The sequence below is a fragment of the Lachnoclostridium phocaeense genome, assembly GCF_959599685.1.
Taxonomy (GTDB): Bacteria; Bacillota; Clostridia; order Lachnospirales; family Lachnospiraceae; genus Claveliimonas; species Claveliimonas monacensis.
Genome location: NZ_CAUGIN010000002.1, coordinates 1 through 16,567, shown reverse-complemented (window position 1 = coordinate 16,567; position 16,567 = coordinate 1). Strand labels below are relative to the sequence as shown.

The window sequence follows — 16,567 nt, the reverse complement described above, 5'->3', positions numbered from 1 at the left end:
GAGAAGACCGATGTGAGTCTTCTCTTTTTGCTATGATCTTTAGTTGTCATCGCCTTCCACGACAGTGTAAGTCTGGCGTTTTCTGGCCATCTCGTCGCTCTCAAGATACTCGTCGTATGTGGTGATCTTGTCGATGAGCTTTCCGCCGGGGACGATCTCCATGATCCGGTTTGCTGTTGTCTGTACGATCTGATGATCCCTGGAGGAGAAGAGGATGACGCCCGGGAATTTGATCATTCCGTTGTTGAGTGCGGTGATGGACTCCATATCCAGGTGGTTGGTGGGCTCGTTCAGAAGAAGTACGTTTGCACCGGAGATCATCATCTTGGAGAGAAGACATCTCACCTTCTCGCCTCCGGAGAGAACCTTCACACGCTTCACGCCGTCGTCGCCGGAGAAGAGCATACGTCCAAGGAAACCGCGCACATAGGTGGCATCCTTCTCCTCGGAGTACTGGGTCAGCCACTCCACGATAGTGTAGTCGTTGTCAAACTCATTGCCGTGATCCAGGGGGAAGTAAGCCTGGGTGGTGGTCACGCCCCACTTGTATGTTCCCTCATCCGGCTCCATCTCTCCCATAAGGATCTGGAAGAGGGTGGTCTTTGCCAGCTCATTGCCGCCTACAAAAGCTACTTTGTCCTCCCTGTTCAGGGTGAAGGAGATATTGTCCAGTACTTTCTCTCCATCGATGGTCTTGGAGAGGCCGTCCACAGTGAGCACCTCGTTTCCGATCTCCCTGTTGGGGCGGAAGTCGATGTAAGGGTATTTTCTGCTGGATGGCTGGATGTCGTCAAGCTGGATCTTTTCCAGAGCACGCTTTCTGGATGTAGCCTGCTTGGATTTTGAGGCGTTGGCGCTGAACCGGGAGATAAATTCCTGCAGCTCCTTGATCTTTTCCTCTTTCTTTTTGTTGGCTTCTTTCATCTGGCGGATGAGAAGCTGGCTGGACTCGTACCAGAAATCATAGTTTCCGGCATAGAGTTTGATCTTTCCGTAGTCGATATCCGCGATCTGTGTGCAGACCTTATTCAGGAAATAACGGTCGTGGGATACTACGATGACCGTGTTCTCAAAACCGATGAGGAACTCCTCCAGCCAGGCGATGGCGTCCAGATCCAGGTGGTTGGTAGGCTCGTCCAGAAGAAGGATGTCCGGGTTGCCAAAGAGTGCCTGGGCCAGAAGGACCTTCACCTTCTCGGGACCGTTTAAGTCCTTCATCAGTTTGTAGTGCATATCTGTGTCAATGCCAAGACCGTTTAAGAGAGAGGCAGCGTCGGACTCGGCCTCCCAGCCGTTCATGGTGGCGAACTCAGCTTCCAGCTCGCTGGCCTTGATGCCGTCCTCGTCTGTGAAATCCTCTTTGGCGTAGAGCACTTCCTTTTCCTTCATGATTTCATAGAGTCTTGCATTTCCCATGATGACCGTGTCAAGCACAGGGAATTCGTCATATTTAAAATGATCCTGCTGCAGGAAGGAAAGGCGCTCACCGGGTGTGATGATGACCTCGCCGCTTGTTGGCTCAAGCTGTCCGGAAAGGATCTTGAGAAAGGTGGATTTTCCGGCTCCGTTGGCACCGATCAGGCCGTAGCAGTTTCCTTCCGTGAATTTAATATTTACATCTTCAAACAATGCTTTTTTACCGACACGCAGTGTCACATTACTTGTACTGATCATAAATCCTGCTCCTTATCAATCTGTTTACAAGGTTTTTTACATACAAAGCCTATATTAGCAAAAAAAGGCGGAAATAGCAAGGAGAAAAGCGGCTTTGACAAAACAAAAAACAGTGGTTTCCAACCGGAAAAAATCCGTATATAATATAGGTTGAAAAGGAGGCTGACAATATGGTAAAAGCAACACTGGTACTGGAAGGCGGAGCCACCAGGGGAGTATTTACCTCGGGAGCTCTTGACTATCTGATGGAAAAGGATTTCTATACATCCTACGTTATCGGCGTCTCGGCCGGAAGCTGTAACGCGGTGGGTTACGTGTCAAAACAGCCCGGCAGGACAAGGGACTGCATGATCCAGAAGGATAAGGAATACAGTTATTACTACGGATTCAGAAAATTTATCAAAGAAAAAAGCCTGATGGATATGGACATGGTCTTTGACCGTTATCCCAACGAGATCTATCCTTTTGACTACGACACATACTTTGCCTCGGACATAGAGTGCGAGATCGTGACAACCAACTGCGTGACAGGGCGTGCAGAGTATATGACTGAGGATTCAGACAAACAGAGGCTGATGAAGATCTGCCGGGCTTCCTGCAGCATGCCCCTCATCTGCCCTATGGTCAACGTGGACGGTATCCCCTACCTGGACGGCGGTCTTGCGGACTCCATCCCCATAGAGAGGGCCATGGAGATCGGCAACGGAAAGAGTATTGTGATCCTTACGAGAAACCCGGGCTACCGCAAGAAGATGCCTTCCCGGGCCACTGTACAGCTCTACCGCAGAGCCTACAAAAAATATCCAAACCTGATCCGGAGCATCGTGAACAGGAGCATTGTGTACAACAGGACCATGAAACTTCTGGAGCAGCAGGAGGCGGAGGGGAAGATCTTTGTCCTTAGGCCTCTGATCCCCACGGTGTCCAGGCTGGAGAAGGACTACGACGCCCTGATGCATTTCTATGAGCACGGCTACAGACTGATGAGAAAACAGTACGATGAGCTCATGAGATTTCTGGAGAAATAAAAGGAGGACAAAGATATGCATTTGTTTGAACATCACATTTCCACGAGAGGATCACAGCAGATGACCAAGGTGACGGACATGGTGAGGGAGGACATTGAGAAGAGCGGCGCGAAGGACGGCATCGTGGTGGTCTTCTCCCCTCACACGACAGCGGGATTTACCATCAATGAGAACGCGGACCCGGATGTGGTGCGGGACATGCTCCAGGGCTTTGAGAAAGCCTTCCCTACAAAGACGGACTATTACAGACACGCGGAGGGCAATTCCCACGCCCACATGAAGACCACCCTGTTCGGCCCTTCCCAGACTATGATCTTAAGCGGCGGGGAGCTGATCCTGGGGATCTGGCAGGACCTGTATTTCTGCGACTTTGACGGCCCAAGAAACCGGACATACTACGTTAAGATACTGGAAGGATAAAACAGCATGATGGATCACGATACATTGCTTGGGTTCCTTGGACTGGCGGAAAAGCTGAAATGCCGCACCCGCCATTCCTGGACAAGCAGCGGGCGCCATGAGAGCGTGGCGGAGCATGTGTACCGCCTCATGGTTTTTGCCTGGCTTGTGAGAGATGAGTTTCCGGATGTGGATATGAACCGGGTCATGGAGCTGGCCCTCTTTCACGATATGGGAGAGGCGATAACCGGAGACATCCCGGCTTTTGAGAAGACAGGAGAGGACGAGAGGGCGGAGGAACAGGCGCTGGAGCAGATCGCGGATCTTCTGCCGGGCCCCCGCGGGGAAAAGCTGCGGGAAATTTTCCGGGAGATCAAGGAGAAGCAGACGCCGGAGGCACGGCTTGTGAATGCTATGGACAAGCTGGAGGCGCTGATCCAGCACAACGAGGCGGACCTTTCCACCTGGCTGCCCCTGGAGTACGACCTGCAGCTCACCTACGGGGAGAAGGAGACGAGGGATATCCCCTATATGGCGGCGCTTCGGGAGAGGGTGAACCGGGACTCGGTGGAGAAAATAAAAAAGGAGGACTAAAGATCCTCCAGGTTGATGCCCCTTGGCACATCCATATGGCGCAGGGTAATGTCGTAGATATGGGCTGTGTCCCCGGCCTCCATGGCTTCCAGGATGGCGAGGTGCTCATTGTACGTGTCCTCCATACGTCCCGGGTGGGAGAGGGACATCTGGGCCAGCCGCTGCATCCGGTACATAAAGGTGTCAAATATGGCGGAGAACTGCTGGTTCTCCAGATAGCGGACCACCGCTACATGAAACTGAAAATCGTAGGTACAGAAATCCTGGATAGACTGTGTTGTGTCCAGGATTTCTTTCATTTCTTCCATATTGAAGCGAAGCTCCCTGAACAGCCGCTTTGCTTTCCTGGAGGTGTAGGTGCGGGTGATCTCCATGGTGCAGTAGGTCTCCAGAGCGGAGCGGACCTGGAAGGTCTCTATCACATCCTGCTTTGTGAGCTGGTGAAGGCGGAATCCCTTGCTTGGGATGATGTCGATGTAACCCTCCTGCACCAGCCTGTGGATGGCGTCCCGGAATGGGGTGCGGGAGATGCCCAGCTCTTTCGCAAGTTTTGTCTCCGAGTAGATCTCCTGGTAGGAGAGCTGATCTTCCGTGATCATCTTTTTTAAATGTTCATAGGCTTGTTCGTTCAATGTCATCATGTCTTAGGGCTCCTTTTTGGCAATCGTTTATGTTTTGTCAAAGATAGATGCAAATCCTAAAAAATCTAGTTCTATTGTACACTGTTTCCTGTATAAAATCCAATAGAAACCTGTGAAAAATCCACTTTTTATCCATCCGCCACAGGTGGGATGGAGTGTTAATAAAATAACGCACAAATTCAGTGTTTATGGGGATTCTGCCCAAATTTGAAAGGCCTGAATTGGCAAAAACAGAGAAAGAAATTTAGGGGATTGACCGGTATACCGGTATGTAGTAAAGTGTAAGCATAAGGAACAAAAAGTAACAAATATGTACGGATAATGTGTGACTTTTTGTGCAAAACAATCAAAAACATATGTAAAGGAGAGAACGAAGTATGAAAGCAGGATTTATCGGACTTGGGATCATGGGACGTCCCATGGCAAAGAACCTTCTGAAGGCAGGCGTGGAGCTTCTGGTGACGGACCTCAATAAAGAGGCTGTGGCAGATGTGGTAGCAGCCGGTGCAAAGGCAGCCAGCTACGCACAGATCGGAGAAGAGTGCAGTACAGTGTTCATTATCGTGCCCAACGGCGATATCACAAAATCCATCCTTTTCGATGAGGGAGGCGTGGCATCCACCATTAAAGAGGGCAGCATCGTGTGCGACATGAGCTCCGTCACACCTGTGGAGTCAAAAGAGTGCTATGAGAGACTGAAAAAACAGGGCGTAGGTTTTGTGGATGCTCCCGTGTCGGGCGGAGAGCCGGGAGCTGTGGCAGGCACGCTGGCTATCATGGCCGGAGGCGAGGAGAAGGATTTCGAGGCCCTGAAGCCTTACTTTGATATCCTTGGATCTTCTGCTCTTCTCATCGGTGAGGCAGGCAGCGGCAGCGTCACCAAGCTGGCCAATCAGATCATTGTAAACAATACCATAGCTGTTGTGTCCGAGGCCTTTGTCCTGGCTGTGAAGGCAGGGGCAGATCCGGTGAAAGTCTACGAGGCCATCCGCGGCGGACTGGCAGGCAGCGCCGTGCTGGATGCCAAGATCCCTATGATCGTGGAGCGCAACTTCAAACCCGGCGGACCGATCCGCATTAATCATAAGGATATCAAGAATGTTGTCAATACAGCTCACGCCATTGACGTGCCCATTCCCTACACAGCGCAGCTCTATGAGATCATGCAGACACTGAAGATCCATGGGCATATGGAGGACGATCACGGCGGCATTGTACAGTACTTTGAGAAACTGGCAGATGTGGAAGTAAAGAAAGTGGATTAGAGGAGGAAAGACATATGTCCATCAGTGCAGATGTGATCACTTCTTATAAAAAGATAGACGAGGCTTACATTGACAGCCTTCTGGAGGCGGAGATCAAAGCCAGCAACAAAAAGATCGTAGTCCTGGACGACGACCCCACCGGCGTGCAGACGGTCCACGATATCTCTGTCTACACAAGCTGGGATAAGGACAGCATCCGGGCAGGCTTTGACGAGGAAAACAGCCTGTTCTACGTGCTCACCAACTCCAGAGGATTTACGGCGGAGCAGACCACAAAGGCGCACCATGAGATCGCGGCTGTGGTAGACGAGGTGGCAAAGGAGACAGGAAAAGAGTATATCTTTATCAGCCGCAGCGACAGCACCCTGCGGGGACACTACCCGCTGGAGACCGAGCTTTTGAAAGCGGACTATGAAAAGAACACCGGCAAGGTGATAGACGGGGAGATTCTCTGCCCCTTCTTCAAAGAGGGCGGAAGGTTCACCATAGAAAATGTCCACTATGTCAAATACGGCGATGAGCTGGTTCCGGCCAACGAGACCGAGTTCGCAAAAGACAAGACCTTTGGGTACACGGCGGCCACCATGCCGGAGTATGTGGAGGAAAAGACAAAAGGAGCGTACAAAAAAGAAGACGTAACCTGCATCTCCCTGGAAGATATCCACAACATGGAGATCGACAAGATCGAGGAGCAGCTCCTGGCTGTGCATGATTTCAACAAGATCATTGTCAACGCAGTGGACTATGTGGACGTGAAGGTGTTCTGCGTGGCCCTCTACCGCGCCATGAGGAAAGGAAAAGTCTACATGATGCGCACAGCGGCTGCCATTGTCAAGGTTATGGGCGGCGTCACAAGCCAGCCCCTCCTTACAAGAGAGCAGATGGTGGTGAAGGAGACAGAGAACGGCGGCATTATCGTGGTGGGCTCCCACACCGAGAAGACCACCCGCCAGGTGGAGGCTTTAAAAGAGCTGAAAGAGATCGAGTTCATCGAGCTTGACGCCACTCTGGTAAAGGATGATGCGGCCTTTGAAGCGGAAGTGCAGCGCTGCCTTGAAAAGGAAGAGGCCTGCATAAAGAGCGGCAGGACCGTGTGTTGCTACACCACGAGAGCGCTCATCACAGCGGACACAGGGGACAAGGAGGACGAGCTGCGTCTCTCCGTGAAGATCTCCGACGCGGTCCAGTCCCTGGTGGGAAGATTGTCTGTGACCCCCGCTTTTGTCATTGCTAAGGGAGGCATCACCTCCAGCGATGTGGGCACAAAGGCGCTGGCTGTAAAACGCGCCAATGTGCTGGGACAGATCCGTCCCGGTATCCCGGTGTGGCAGACGGGAGATGAGAGCAGATTTCCACTGACGCCTTACGTGATCTTCCCGGGCAACGTGGGAGATGACGAGACTCTCAGAGAGGCTGTGGAGATTCTGATCGGGAAATAAGCGGATTGACAAATATATAACGGGGAAAGAAAGGGAAAGGCCTGGCTCTGGGCAGGTCTTTCTTTTTTAAAGGCATAATAGACGAAAACAAACGTAAAAAACAACAAAAACAAACATTTTATTTGTTGATTTTGCATAACTACATTGATAAAAATTAGATTAAATTGACAAAAACGAACAACAGAAGTATAATATAAACAGAAATGAACATACAAAGCGCAAAGGAGGAACAAGACATGCCTCAGTGTGTTGTAATTGCAGATGATCTGACAGGGGCAAATGCCACTGGTGTACTTCTGAAGAAGATGAACTATACAGCCTACACGGTCATGAATGCGGAGAGGATCGAACTGAGCACTCTGAAGGACTGTGACTGTGTACTGTATCCCACGGACAGCAGAGGTGTAGACCCGGAGATAGCCTACAACCGTGTACACAATGTCTGCAGCCTGCTCAAAAACGATGATGTAAAGGTTTATTCCAAGAGGATCGACAGCACCCTCCGGGGAAACTTAGGAAGCGAGACAGATGCTATGCTGGACTGTCTGGGCGAGGACTATGTGGCCATTGTGGCACCCTGTTTCCCGTCATCGGGACGCATTGTCATCGGCGGCTACATGCTCGTAAACGGGCTGCCGCTGCACAAGACAGACATTGCCATTGACCCAAAGACACCGGTCACTATATCAGAAGACGCGGTGCTCTTTGAACAGCAGAGCAAGTACAAAGTGGCATCCATCCTGATGAAGGATCTGATGCACGGGAAGCATTATCTTGCGGACCTGATGAAAAAGCATGTGGCGGAAGAATGCAGGATCCTCACCATTGACTGTGTGACCCAGGAAGACCTGGATCTTATCGCAGACGCGGTGATCACAAGCAAGCTGAAAGTAGTGGCAGTGGATCCGGGAGTCTTTACAGCTACTCTGGCAAGAAAGCTGATCACACCTTCCCAGAAGCAGGAAAAGAGCCGTATCCTGGCAGTGGTCGGGAGCGTGCATCCAAATACAAAGAACCAGATGGAGGAGCTGTGGCTCTCCCAGAGGACGCACAATGTATTTGTGAACACAAAAGAACTTCTGGAGGACGAGGAGAGAAGGGAAAAAGAGATCAGCCGGGTAACGGAGGAGATCCTGAAAGAATGTAAGCTGAATGTAGTCTCCACAGTGACAGGGGACGGCATCTACCCGGAGAACCGCATTGACTTTAAGCCCTACATGGAGAAGTACAACTGCTCCATGGACGATGTGACAGGGCGCATCAATTCCGGATTTGCAGAGATCACCTACCGGATCTTCAAAGCGGAGCCTGAATTCAAGGGGCTCTACACAAGCGGCGGAGACATTACAGTAGCTGTGTGCGCCAGGTTTGACACGGCGGGCCTGAGCCTGATGGACGAAGTGCTCCCGCTGGCAGCCTACGGGCAGTTCCTGAAAGGAGAGTTCGAGGGCGTCCACATTATCACCAAGGGCGGCAGCCAGGGACAGAATGATGCCATCAACCGGTGCATCACCTATCTGAAGGAGAAATTGTACATCTAAGATGTGCAGTATAGACAGCAACCATGCAGACAAAAAAAGGAGGATGAGAATATGAGTAAACCGCTTATTGCAGTGACCATGGGGGATCCCGCCGGCGTAGGCCCGGAGATCGTGGCAAAATCGCTGGCATCTGAGGAGGTCACAGACGTGGCGGACTGCGTCATCGTGGGAGACAGAAAATGTATGGAGAACGCGATCCGCATTGTGGGCGCGGATCTGAAGATCAATGTGATCCAGAAGCCGGCCGAGGGGCAGTACGAGAAGGGGATCCTGAACCTGATTGATCTGGACAATGTGGACATGGATGCTTTTGCATTCGGAAAAGTCAGCGGCATGTGCGGAAAAGCGGCCTATGACTACATTGCCAGGAGCATCGAGCTTGCCAATGCCGGGGAGGTGGATGCAGTGTCCACTACACCTATCAACAAAGAGGCCCTGAAGGCAGGGGATGTTCACTTTATCGGACACACAGAGATCTTCGGAGCCCTGACCGGCACGGAAGATCCGCTGACCATGTTTGAGACAAACGGCATGCGGGTATTTTTCCTGACAAGGCATGTGTCCCTGCGGCAGATGCTGGACATGATCAAGAAGGACCGCATCGTGGACTATGTGGTAAGGTGTACGGAAGCGTTAAGAAGGCTGGGTGTGAAGGAAGGAACTATGGCTATCGCAGGATTAAATCCCCACAGCGGAGAGCACGGACTCTTCGGCTGGGAGGAGGTGGAGGAGATCATCCCCGCCATTGAGGAGCTGAAAAAGATGGGCTACGACGTGGCAGGACCTGTGGGCGCTGACTCTGTCTTCCACCAGGCGGCTATCGGAAAATACAACAGCGTTCTCTCCCTGTATCACGACCAGGGACACATCGCCACAAAGACACTGGATTTTGAAAAAACCATCGCGATTACAAATGGAATGCCGATCCTGCGGACATCCGTGGACCACGGCACTGCATTTGATATAGCGGGCACCGGAAAAGTGAGTGCCGTGAGCATGATCGAAGCCATCCGGCTGGCCGCAAAATACGCACCTCATTTTACAAAGTAAAAAGAAACATATCTAAAGGAGGAAATTGTTATGATAGGAGGACTGGACGGCAACAGGATGCTGATCGGACTTTTGATCGGTATCGTTGTACTTATTTTCCTTGTGCTTAAGACAAAAGTGCAGGCATTTCTCGCACTGATCATCTGTACAGTTATCGTGGGCGTTGTGGGTGGCATGCCGCTCTCGAACACGACGCTGGATGACGGCACTACATTGGGTATTGTCAACTCCATAACAGGAGGATTTGGAAGCACCCTGGGCAGCATCGGTATCATCATCGGCTTCGGCGTTATGATGGGGCAGATATTTGAGGCCACAGGAGCAGCCAAGCGGATGGCGTTTACCTTCCTGAAACTTTTTGGCAAGAAGAGAGAGGAGGAAGCTCTGTGTCTGACAGGTTTCCTTGTATCTATCCCGATCTTCTGTGACTCCGGTTTCGTGGTTCTTTCACCTATCGCAAAAGCGATTTCAAAGGCTACGAAGAAATCAGTCATCGGACTGGGTGTTGCCCTGGCGGCAGGTCTTGTTATCACCCACTCCCTTGTGCCCCCTACACCGGGACCTCTCGGTGTGTGCGGTATCTTCGGCATTGATGTAGGATCCTTTATCCTTCTCACTATCGTGCTGGGTATCCCGATGGCTATCGGATGTATCGCTTATTCCAGATTATATCTGAGCAAAAAGTATTTTCAGATTCCGGACGACAATGGGGACTTTATCTCCATGCCCTACCAGGAGCCTGACTATGAGAACGCATTCCACATGGACGAAGAAGGACTGCCGGGAACATTTTCATCTTTTGCACCGCTTCTTCTGCCTATCGTGCTGATCCTTATCAACACAGTTGCAACAGCCCTTGGCGCAACGACAGGCATCATGGAGGTGCTGATCTTCCTTGGGCAGCCCATTATCGCAGTGGGCCTTGGACTCGTGCTTGCCATCTTTACGCTGGGCAGGGTGCTTGACAGACATACAGCCCTGACAGAGATGGAGAAAGGTATGGAGTCAGCCGGTATCATCATGCTGGTAACAGGCGGTGGCGGAGCCCTCGGACAGATCATCAAGGACTCCGGACTTGGCACATACATGGCAGAGGGACTTGCCCAGACTGCTATCCCGATCATCGTGCTGCCTCTTATCATTTCCACACTGATGCGCTTCATCCAGGGATCAGGAACAGTTGCCATGACAACGGCTGCAAGTATCTCTGCGCCGATCATTATCGCGGCAGGTGTGAATCCCACACTGGGCGCCATCGCATGCTGCGTGGGCTCCCTGTTCTTCGGATACTTCAACGACAGTTATTTCTGGGTTGTAAACAGGACACTGGGTGTAAAAGAGGCGAAAGATCAGCTTATAACCTGGTCTGTCACATCCACCATCGCATGGGCTATCGGAGTTGTTGAAGTCCTGATATTGAGTATTTTCATGTAATCGTGTACAATAATCCTTAAGAGGTGATTTGTATGCTGGCAGCAGAGAGGCAGGCAAAGATAGCGGAATTGATCAGAGTGCAGGGGAGTGTGCAGGTGGATGACCTGGCTCACGACCTGAAAGTCAGCACAATGACGATCAGAAGGGATCTGGAAAAACTGCAGGAAGACAATATACTTGAGCGATGCCATGGAGGTGCGGTGGCAAAGCAGGAAGTGACTTATGCAGACAAAAGTACCAGCCATATGCAGGACAAGGTGAGACTGGCCGCCAGATGCGCGCCCCTCGTCTCGGCGGGAGACAACATTTATCTGGACGCCGGGACGACCACCTATGAAATTGCAAAAGCTATCCAGAACGTGCCAGATATCATGGTCATGACCAATGACCTGGAGATTGCCGGACTTCTGAAAAACAGCCAGGCTGAGCTGTTGCTGTGCGGCGGAATGGTACAGAAAAGTACCGGAAGCATGCTGGGCTATTATGCGACGCAGATGCTGGAAGATTTCCGATTTGATGTGGGCTTTTTCGGGGCCGCATCCATCAATGAAGAGCTGGAGGTTTTCACACCGACGGTAGACAAGGCTTTTCTGAAGAGGAAAGCTCTCCAGAGATGCCGGAAGGCGTATCTGGTAGTGGATGAATCCAAATTCGGAAAACAGGCCGTGACAAAAGTCAACCATCTGGCGGATTATACGGCTGTGATCACTACAGGCAGGCTGAGCGCAGAAGACCGGAAAAAAGCAGAAAAGTCGGATGTACGTCTGATATATGTGTAAAGAGTGAACCGCTGTGCGGCAGAGACAGATCTGCCCTCACAGCGGTTTTTTACTGCCTTTCTTGCCGCAGAATAGAGAAATTCTTGTGAGATAGTGTTCCTCATCTGCCGAGAGCTCATCCAGCACGGCTTCCTTGTAGACAAAACTGCCAGGAGACAGGCCATTTTCCCCTGCAAAGGCAAGAAGCCGGCGGCAGGCTTCCTCGGAACGGTAGTAGTCGCCCCGCAGGTAGATGGCGGCATAGCTGCCGGCCGGCTTGATGTGTACCTGTGTGTCCGGCGGGAGTGCGTCCACGGAGAAAGAAGTCTTGGTGAAAAAATATGCATAAGTCTCATAGTCTCCCTCCTGCAGAGCCGGGGTGGGGAGCATGGCGCCGTAGGGGTGGCCGCAGTTGAGATGTTCCCGGCTGCACAGGCCGATGTGGCTGCAGAGCACGGAGAAGATTTTGTCATGGTCAGATGTATACAGAGGACTGCTGAGTACCAGCAGTTCTTTTTTTGTCTGCTCTTCCAGGAGAACAGGGGAGAGACATTGTACATCCTGAAAGTCTCTGGCCTGTCTGACAAGGGAGAGCTTTGTCTCAATGACGGTGCGGATGCGCCGGAGCTGAGCCAGCTCTGCCTCCACCTTTTCCTGCTGTGTGAGCAGAAGTCTTTCTAAGCTGTCCGGGCTGCGGTTGTCTATGTAGTCCTTGATCTTCTTAAGAGGCATGCCCAGCTCTTTCAGGCAGGTGATGGTGAAAAAGACATCGCACTGGTTTTCGCTGTAATAGCGGTATCCTTTTTCATCTGTGAGAGCGGGAGAGAAAAGGCCGATCTCGTCGTAGTGAAAGAGGGTCCGCTTGTTGGTGCCGCACAGAGCGGCAAATTCCCCGGTTTTTATGCATGGAATGTCTAATTTTTGCATAATTATACATTTCCTCCTTGACTATACCGTAACGGTATACTTTATTATAATCGGGATAGACAGGACAGTCAATTTTAAATAGATGAGGAGACAAACGATTATGCCAAAATTAAGTGAGAGAGTGGGCACATTTACCGACTCAGTGATCCGCAGGATGACCCGGATCAGCGATGAATACGGAGCGATCAATCTATCCCAGGGATTTCCGGATTTTGATCCGCCGCAGGAGATCATGGACGCCCTGGCAGAGGCGGCCTACAAGGGACCTCATCAGTATTCCATTACATTCGGGGCGGAAAATTTCCGCCAGGCCCTGGCAAGAAAGCAGGAGAAAGCCATCGGGCGGGCCATTGACCCGGAGACGGAGATCGTGGTGACATGCGGCGGCACAGAGGCCATGATGTGTGCCATGATGACCATCTGCAATCCTGGGGACAAGGTGATGGTGTTCTCGCCTTTCTATGAAAATTACGGGGCGGACGCCATCTTGTCCGGTGCGGATCCTATCTATATCCCCCTGATGCCGCCGGCGTACACTTTCGATATCTCCCTTGTGGAGGAGGGATTTAGGGCGGGGGCGAAAGCTATCATTGTCTGCAATCCTTCCAACCCCTGCGGAAAGGTGTTTTCAAGGGATGAGCTGATGGCCATCGGAGAGCTGGCTGTGAAGTATGACGCCTTTGTGGTGACAGACGAAGTGTACGAACACATGGTGTACGAGCCATATCACCACACATGTATGGCTTCCCTGCCGGGCATGTATGAACACACCATCACCTGCAATTCCCTCTCCAAGACCTACTCCATCACCGGATGGCGCCTTGGATATCTCATCGGGCCGGAGGAAGTGGTGGAAGCGGCCAAGAAGGTCCACGATTTCCTGACAGTGGGAGCGGCAGCGCCCCTCCAGGAGGCAGCTGTGGCGGGGCTGAACTTCCCGGACAGCTACTATGAAGACCTGAAAAAGATCTACACAGAAAAGAGGGACTATTTCCTGGCCGGGCTGGACCGCATCGGACTGGCTCACAATGTTCCACAGGGTACCTATTTTGTCCTGATCGATATACAGAAATTCCTGGATCTGCCCAGATTTGCGGGTTACACGGACCTGGAGTTCTGCGAGTGGATGATCAAAAATATCGGTGTGGCCGCTGTGCCGGGTTCCAGCTTCTTTAAAGAAGAAGTGAACCATCTGATCCGGCTGCATTTTGCCAGAGAAAAAGAGACCATCGACGAGGCGATCAGCCGCCTTGGAAAGTTACAGGAGTTGTTATCATGAGATCATATTCAGTATTTTTTGCAAATTACACCATCGGGGAGGACGCCTACGTGCAGGTGCCTCAGGTCTGCCGTCCTTTTGGAACAAAGATCTTCCTGATCGGCGGGCGAAAGGGCATGGACGCCGCAGGCGGGCTTCTTGAGGAGGTCCTGAAGGGGACGGACCTTGTCGTTTTGGAATCTGTGGAGTTCGGATCAGACTGCACCTACAAGGATATTGACCGGTGGGCGGACCGGGCGAAGGAGCTGGGAGCGGACATGATCTTTGGCATGGGCGGTGGCAAGGCGCTGGACACAGCAAAGGGAGCTGCCGACAGAGCCGGACTTCCGGTCTTTACCTTCCCAACCATTGCAGCCACCTGTGCGGCAACGACAGCCCTGTCTGTGGTGTACAGGGAAGATGGAAATTTTGACAGCTTTTACTTTTATGACAAGCCGGCAAGGCACTGTTTTATCAATACCCGCGTCATTGCGGATGCGCCCTGGGAGTATCTGCGGGCCGGCATGGGAGATACGATGGGTAAATTTTTTGAGTGTCACTTCGCGGCCAGAGGAGACAGGCTGGATCACAGCTCTGCCCTGGGCAGGGAGATCAGCAACCTGTGTTATGGCCCCCTCCTGGAGCACGGTGTCCAGGCCCTTGCGGACTGCAAAAGACATGAGCCATCCTTTGCCCTGCAGCAGGCGGTGCTGGCCAATATCGTCAGCACGGGCATGGTGTCCCTGATGGTGCTGGACGACTACAACTGTGCCATCGCCCACTCGGTATATTACGGGCTTGTGCTCCTCCCGGGCTTTGAGGAGAAGTACCTCCACGGAGACGTGGTGGCCTACGGCGTTCTGGTGCAGCTTGCGGTGGACCAGGACAGAGAGCGCCTCGGGGAGGCGAAGAAGTTTCTTGAAAAGCTGGGTATTCCCTCCACGCTGAAAGAGATGGGCGTTCCCCTTGACAGGGAGTATCTGGCGGCGGTCCTGAGGGAGACGGTGACAGGTCCTGACATGGAGCATATTCCCTACCCGGTGACGGAGGATATGATCTTTGAGGCCATGAGAGAAGTGGAGGAGCTGGGAGAATAATGGGAAATACAGCAGAAAAAACTTATATAAATAAGAAGAATCTTTTGAAATTTATTTTCGGGTCAGCCTTCGGCGTGCTCATGTTCCTGGTGCCCATCCCCTATGAGTCCTCTTTTACGACTCTGCTGGACTTTGTGAAAATGTGGCTCCAGGCTCTCTTTGGGGGCAGCCTGATCTATATTGTGGTGACGCTGATCGTGGCGTCCGCGGTGCTCAGCACCTATGACTTTTTTGCAAAGCCGGATTTTATCCGGAAGAACCGCTACCTGAGCAAGGCTTTCTGCACCACGCCTCTGTATCTTGTGTCCAAGATCATTGGAGCCGTGGCGGGCGTCATGGTTGTGACAGGTGTGGGGCCGGAAGTGGTGGTCTCCCCGGATACAGGCGGGACCATCATTGACCTGTGCGGAACACTGTTCTGCATCCTGATCGCCTTCAGCTTTGTCCTTCCTTTCCTGACAGACTGCGGGATCATGGAATTCCTAGGCGTCATCGCCCGGCCTGTGGTGCGGCCACTGTTCCACGTGCCGGGAAGGGCCTCCGTTGACCTGATCGCATCCTGGTTCGGAGCGGCCAATGCAGCGGTCATCCTGACAAGAGAGCAGTATATGAAAGGGTATTACACGAAGAGGGAAGCAGCCTACATTATGACCAACTTCTCCCTTGTGTCCGTGCCCTTCTGCCTGATGGTGGCAAACACCATTGGACTGGACTCTATTTTCCCGGTCTTTTATCTCTGCATCTGCGTCATCGGCATCATCCTGGCGGTTATCATTGTGCGCATCCCGCCCATCCGCACGATCCCGGATACATACCGGGAGGTGACAGGCCGGCAGGTGGCTGAGGACAGACCCCAGGAAAAAGGATTGTGGAAATTTGCCCTGGAGTCCAGCTGTAAGAGAGCGTCCCAGTTCCATCTGGACACCGTGCTGACCAATGGTCTGGAAGTCATGATGGGAACCCTCTTTGATCTGATCCCCATTGTGGCGTCCTGGGGTGTTGTGGCCCTGGTCATTGCCACCTACACACCATTCTTTGACTGGATCTCCTATCCTATGGGGCTGTATCTGCAGCTCTTCGGCGTGGAGGATGCATTTGCTGTGGCGCCGGCCACACTGGTCGGGTTTACAGACATGTTCATCCCGGCCCTCCTGATCGCGGGGACCGAGGTGGCTGTAAAGACGAAATTCATCATCGGTGTCCTGTCCCTTGTGCAGATCATCTATCTGACCGAGGTGGGAACAGTGGTCATCAAGAGCGAAGTGCCGATGGGCTTCTGGAAGCTCTTTGCCGTCTTCATGGAGAGGACCCTGATCGCTATACCGTTTATCGTGCTTTTTGCCAATCTGATCTATTGAATATGACCAGACCGTATATATGGAAGAACGAAAAAGGGAAGCCCAAACGGGCAATGTCATTTAGTTAAGGCACTGAAATGATAACTCTCTTTTAGGCAGAACTT

Annotated in this window: 15 protein-coding genes; 12 read left to right on the top strand and 3 right to left on the bottom strand. The window is 52.0% G+C overall.

Going from position 1 to position 16,567, the window contains the following annotated elements:
- Positions 1-39 precede the first annotated feature (39 nt).
- On the bottom strand, positions 40-1,674 hold the full coding sequence (locus Q5911_RS01005) for an ABC-F family ATP-binding cassette domain-containing protein (RefSeq protein WP_076777633.1): 1,635 nt from the start codon (positions 1,672-1,674) through the stop codon (positions 40-42).
- Between the two features lie 170 nt (positions 1,675-1,844).
- Here Q5911_RS01005 and Q5911_RS01000 point away from each other — a divergent pair, with 170 nt between their 5' ends.
- From Q5911_RS01000 to Q5911_RS00990, 3 genes are read left to right on the top strand one after another with little or no spacing between them, the layout of a single operon-like run.
- Positions 1,845-2,702: a patatin-like phospholipase family protein gene (locus tag Q5911_RS01000; RefSeq protein ID WP_226393913.1), complete on the top strand. Its 858-nt coding sequence runs from the start codon at positions 1,845-1,847 to the stop codon at positions 2,700-2,702.
- 15 nt (positions 2,703-2,717) lie between these two features.
- The gene (locus Q5911_RS00995; RefSeq protein WP_303180265.1) at positions 2,718-3,122 is read left to right on the top strand and encodes a secondary thiamine-phosphate synthase enzyme YjbQ; all 405 of its coding nucleotides are present in this window, start codon (positions 2,718-2,720) and stop codon (positions 3,120-3,122) included.
- A 6-nt stretch (positions 3,123-3,128) separates the two neighbouring features.
- The gene (locus tag Q5911_RS00990; protein ID WP_331591277.1) at positions 3,129-3,695 is read left to right on the top strand and encodes an HD domain-containing protein; all 567 of its coding nucleotides are present in this window, start codon (positions 3,129-3,131) and stop codon (positions 3,693-3,695) included.
- Here the strand turns inward: Q5911_RS00990 and Q5911_RS00985 are convergent.
- Complete coding sequence (locus tag Q5911_RS00985) at positions 3,692-4,336, bottom strand: GntR family transcriptional regulator (RefSeq protein WP_303180264.1); 645 nt, start codon at positions 4,334-4,336, stop codon at positions 3,692-3,694. The genes Q5911_RS00990 and Q5911_RS00985 overlap by 4 nt on opposite strands.
- Before the next feature lie 377 nt (positions 4,337-4,713).
- Here Q5911_RS00985 and garR point away from each other — a divergent pair, with 377 nt between their 5' ends.
- The 6 genes from garR (at position 4,714) to Q5911_RS00955 (ending at position 11,844) form a co-directional block, all read left to right on the top strand.
- Complete coding sequence (gene garR, locus Q5911_RS00980) at positions 4,714-5,601, top strand: 2-hydroxy-3-oxopropionate reductase (protein ID WP_076777628.1); 888 nt, start codon at positions 4,714-4,716, stop codon at positions 5,599-5,601.
- A 14-nt stretch (positions 5,602-5,615) separates the two neighbouring features.
- Positions 5,616-7,040, top strand: a complete 1,425-nt coding sequence (locus tag Q5911_RS00975; protein WP_226393915.1) for a four-carbon acid sugar kinase family protein — start codon at positions 5,616-5,618, stop codon at positions 7,038-7,040.
- Between the two features lie 236 nt (positions 7,041-7,276).
- Positions 7,277-8,581 (top strand): four-carbon acid sugar kinase family protein, encoded by a 1,305-nt coding sequence (locus tag Q5911_RS00970; RefSeq protein WP_303180260.1) that lies wholly within the window; start codon positions 7,277-7,279, stop codon positions 8,579-8,581.
- Positions 8,582-8,632: 51 nt separating this feature from the next.
- Complete coding sequence (gene pdxA, locus Q5911_RS00965; protein ID WP_076777625.1) at positions 8,633-9,631, top strand: 4-hydroxythreonine-4-phosphate dehydrogenase PdxA; 999 nt, start codon at positions 8,633-8,635, stop codon at positions 9,629-9,631.
- Positions 9,632-9,661: 30 nt separating this feature from the next.
- Positions 9,662-11,065: a GntP family permease gene (locus Q5911_RS00960; RefSeq protein ID WP_076777624.1), complete on the top strand. Its 1,404-nt coding sequence runs from the start codon at positions 9,662-9,664 to the stop codon at positions 11,063-11,065.
- 32 nt (positions 11,066-11,097) lie between these two features.
- Complete coding sequence (locus tag Q5911_RS00955) at positions 11,098-11,844, top strand: DeoR/GlpR family DNA-binding transcription regulator (RefSeq protein ID WP_076777623.1); 747 nt, start codon at positions 11,098-11,100, stop codon at positions 11,842-11,844.
- A 36-nt stretch (positions 11,845-11,880) separates the two neighbouring features.
- On the opposite strand, the gene Q5911_RS00950 is transcribed toward Q5911_RS00955, so the two are convergent.
- Entirely contained in the window at positions 11,881-12,750 is an 870-nt protein-coding gene (locus tag Q5911_RS00950; protein WP_033125410.1) for a MerR family transcriptional regulator, read from the bottom strand.
- A gap of 100 nt (positions 12,751-12,850) precedes the next feature.
- Between Q5911_RS00950 and Q5911_RS00945 the strand changes: the two genes are divergently transcribed.
- From Q5911_RS00945 to Q5911_RS00935, 3 genes are read left to right on the top strand one after another with little or no spacing between them, the layout of a single operon-like run.
- Positions 12,851-14,029 (top strand): pyridoxal phosphate-dependent aminotransferase, encoded by a 1,179-nt coding sequence (locus Q5911_RS00945; RefSeq protein ID WP_303180253.1) that lies wholly within the window; start codon positions 12,851-12,853, stop codon positions 14,027-14,029.
- Positions 14,026-15,105, top strand: coding sequence for an iron-containing alcohol dehydrogenase family protein (locus Q5911_RS00940; RefSeq protein WP_303180251.1), 1,080 nt, complete (start codon positions 14,026-14,028; stop codon positions 15,103-15,105). Before Q5911_RS00945 ends, Q5911_RS00940 begins: the two co-directional genes overlap by 4 nt.
- Positions 15,105-16,463 carry a YjiH family protein gene (locus Q5911_RS00935; RefSeq protein ID WP_303180248.1) on the top strand — a complete coding sequence of 453 codons (1,359 nt, stop codon included), beginning with the start codon at positions 15,105-15,107 and terminating at the stop codon, positions 16,461-16,463. The genes Q5911_RS00940 and Q5911_RS00935 overlap by 1 nt, the downstream gene beginning before the upstream one ends.
- Positions 16,464-16,567: the final 104 nt, after the last annotated feature.

Bases quoted from the DNA above. Each gene is read 5' to 3' on its own strand.
- Q5911_RS01000 (WP_226393913.1), top strand. From the start codon at position 1,845: ATGGTAAAAGCAACACTGGTACTGGAAGGCGGAGCCACCAGGGGAGTA.
- Q5911_RS00940 (WP_303180251.1), top strand. From the start codon at position 14,026: ATGAGATCATATTCAGTATTTTTTGCAAATTACACCATCGGGGAGGAC.
- Q5911_RS00995 (WP_303180265.1), top strand. From the start codon at position 2,718: ATGCATTTGTTTGAACATCACATTTCCACGAGAGGATCACAGCAGATG.
- Q5911_RS00945 (WP_303180253.1), top strand. From the start codon at position 12,851: ATGCCAAAATTAAGTGAGAGAGTGGGCACATTTACCGACTCAGTGATC.
- Q5911_RS00985 (WP_303180264.1), bottom strand. From the start codon at position 4,336: ATGATGACATTGAACGAACAAGCCTATGAACATTTAAAAAAGATGATC.
- Q5911_RS00990 (WP_331591277.1), top strand. From the start codon at position 3,129: ATGATGGATCACGATACATTGCTTGGGTTCCTTGGACTGGCGGAAAAG.
- Q5911_RS00960 (WP_076777624.1), top strand. From the start codon at position 9,662: ATGATAGGAGGACTGGACGGCAACAGGATGCTGATCGGACTTTTGATC.
- pdxA (WP_076777625.1), top strand. From the start codon at position 8,633: ATGAGTAAACCGCTTATTGCAGTGACCATGGGGGATCCCGCCGGCGTA.
- Q5911_RS00970 (WP_303180260.1), top strand. From the start codon at position 7,277: ATGCCTCAGTGTGTTGTAATTGCAGATGATCTGACAGGGGCAAATGCC.
- Q5911_RS00935 (WP_303180248.1), top strand. From the start codon at position 15,105: ATGGGAAATACAGCAGAAAAAACTTATATAAATAAGAAGAATCTTTTG.
- Q5911_RS00955 (WP_076777623.1), top strand. From the start codon at position 11,098: ATGCTGGCAGCAGAGAGGCAGGCAAAGATAGCGGAATTGATCAGAGTG.
- Q5911_RS00975 (WP_226393915.1), top strand. From the start codon at position 5,616: ATGTCCATCAGTGCAGATGTGATCACTTCTTATAAAAAGATAGACGAG.
- garR (WP_076777628.1), top strand. From the start codon at position 4,714: ATGAAAGCAGGATTTATCGGACTTGGGATCATGGGACGTCCCATGGCA.
- Q5911_RS01005 (WP_076777633.1), bottom strand. From the start codon at position 1,674: ATGATCAGTACAAGTAATGTGACACTGCGTGTCGGTAAAAAAGCATTG.
- Q5911_RS00950 (WP_033125410.1), bottom strand. From the start codon at position 12,750: ATGCAAAAATTAGACATTCCATGCATAAAAACCGGGGAATTTGCCGCT.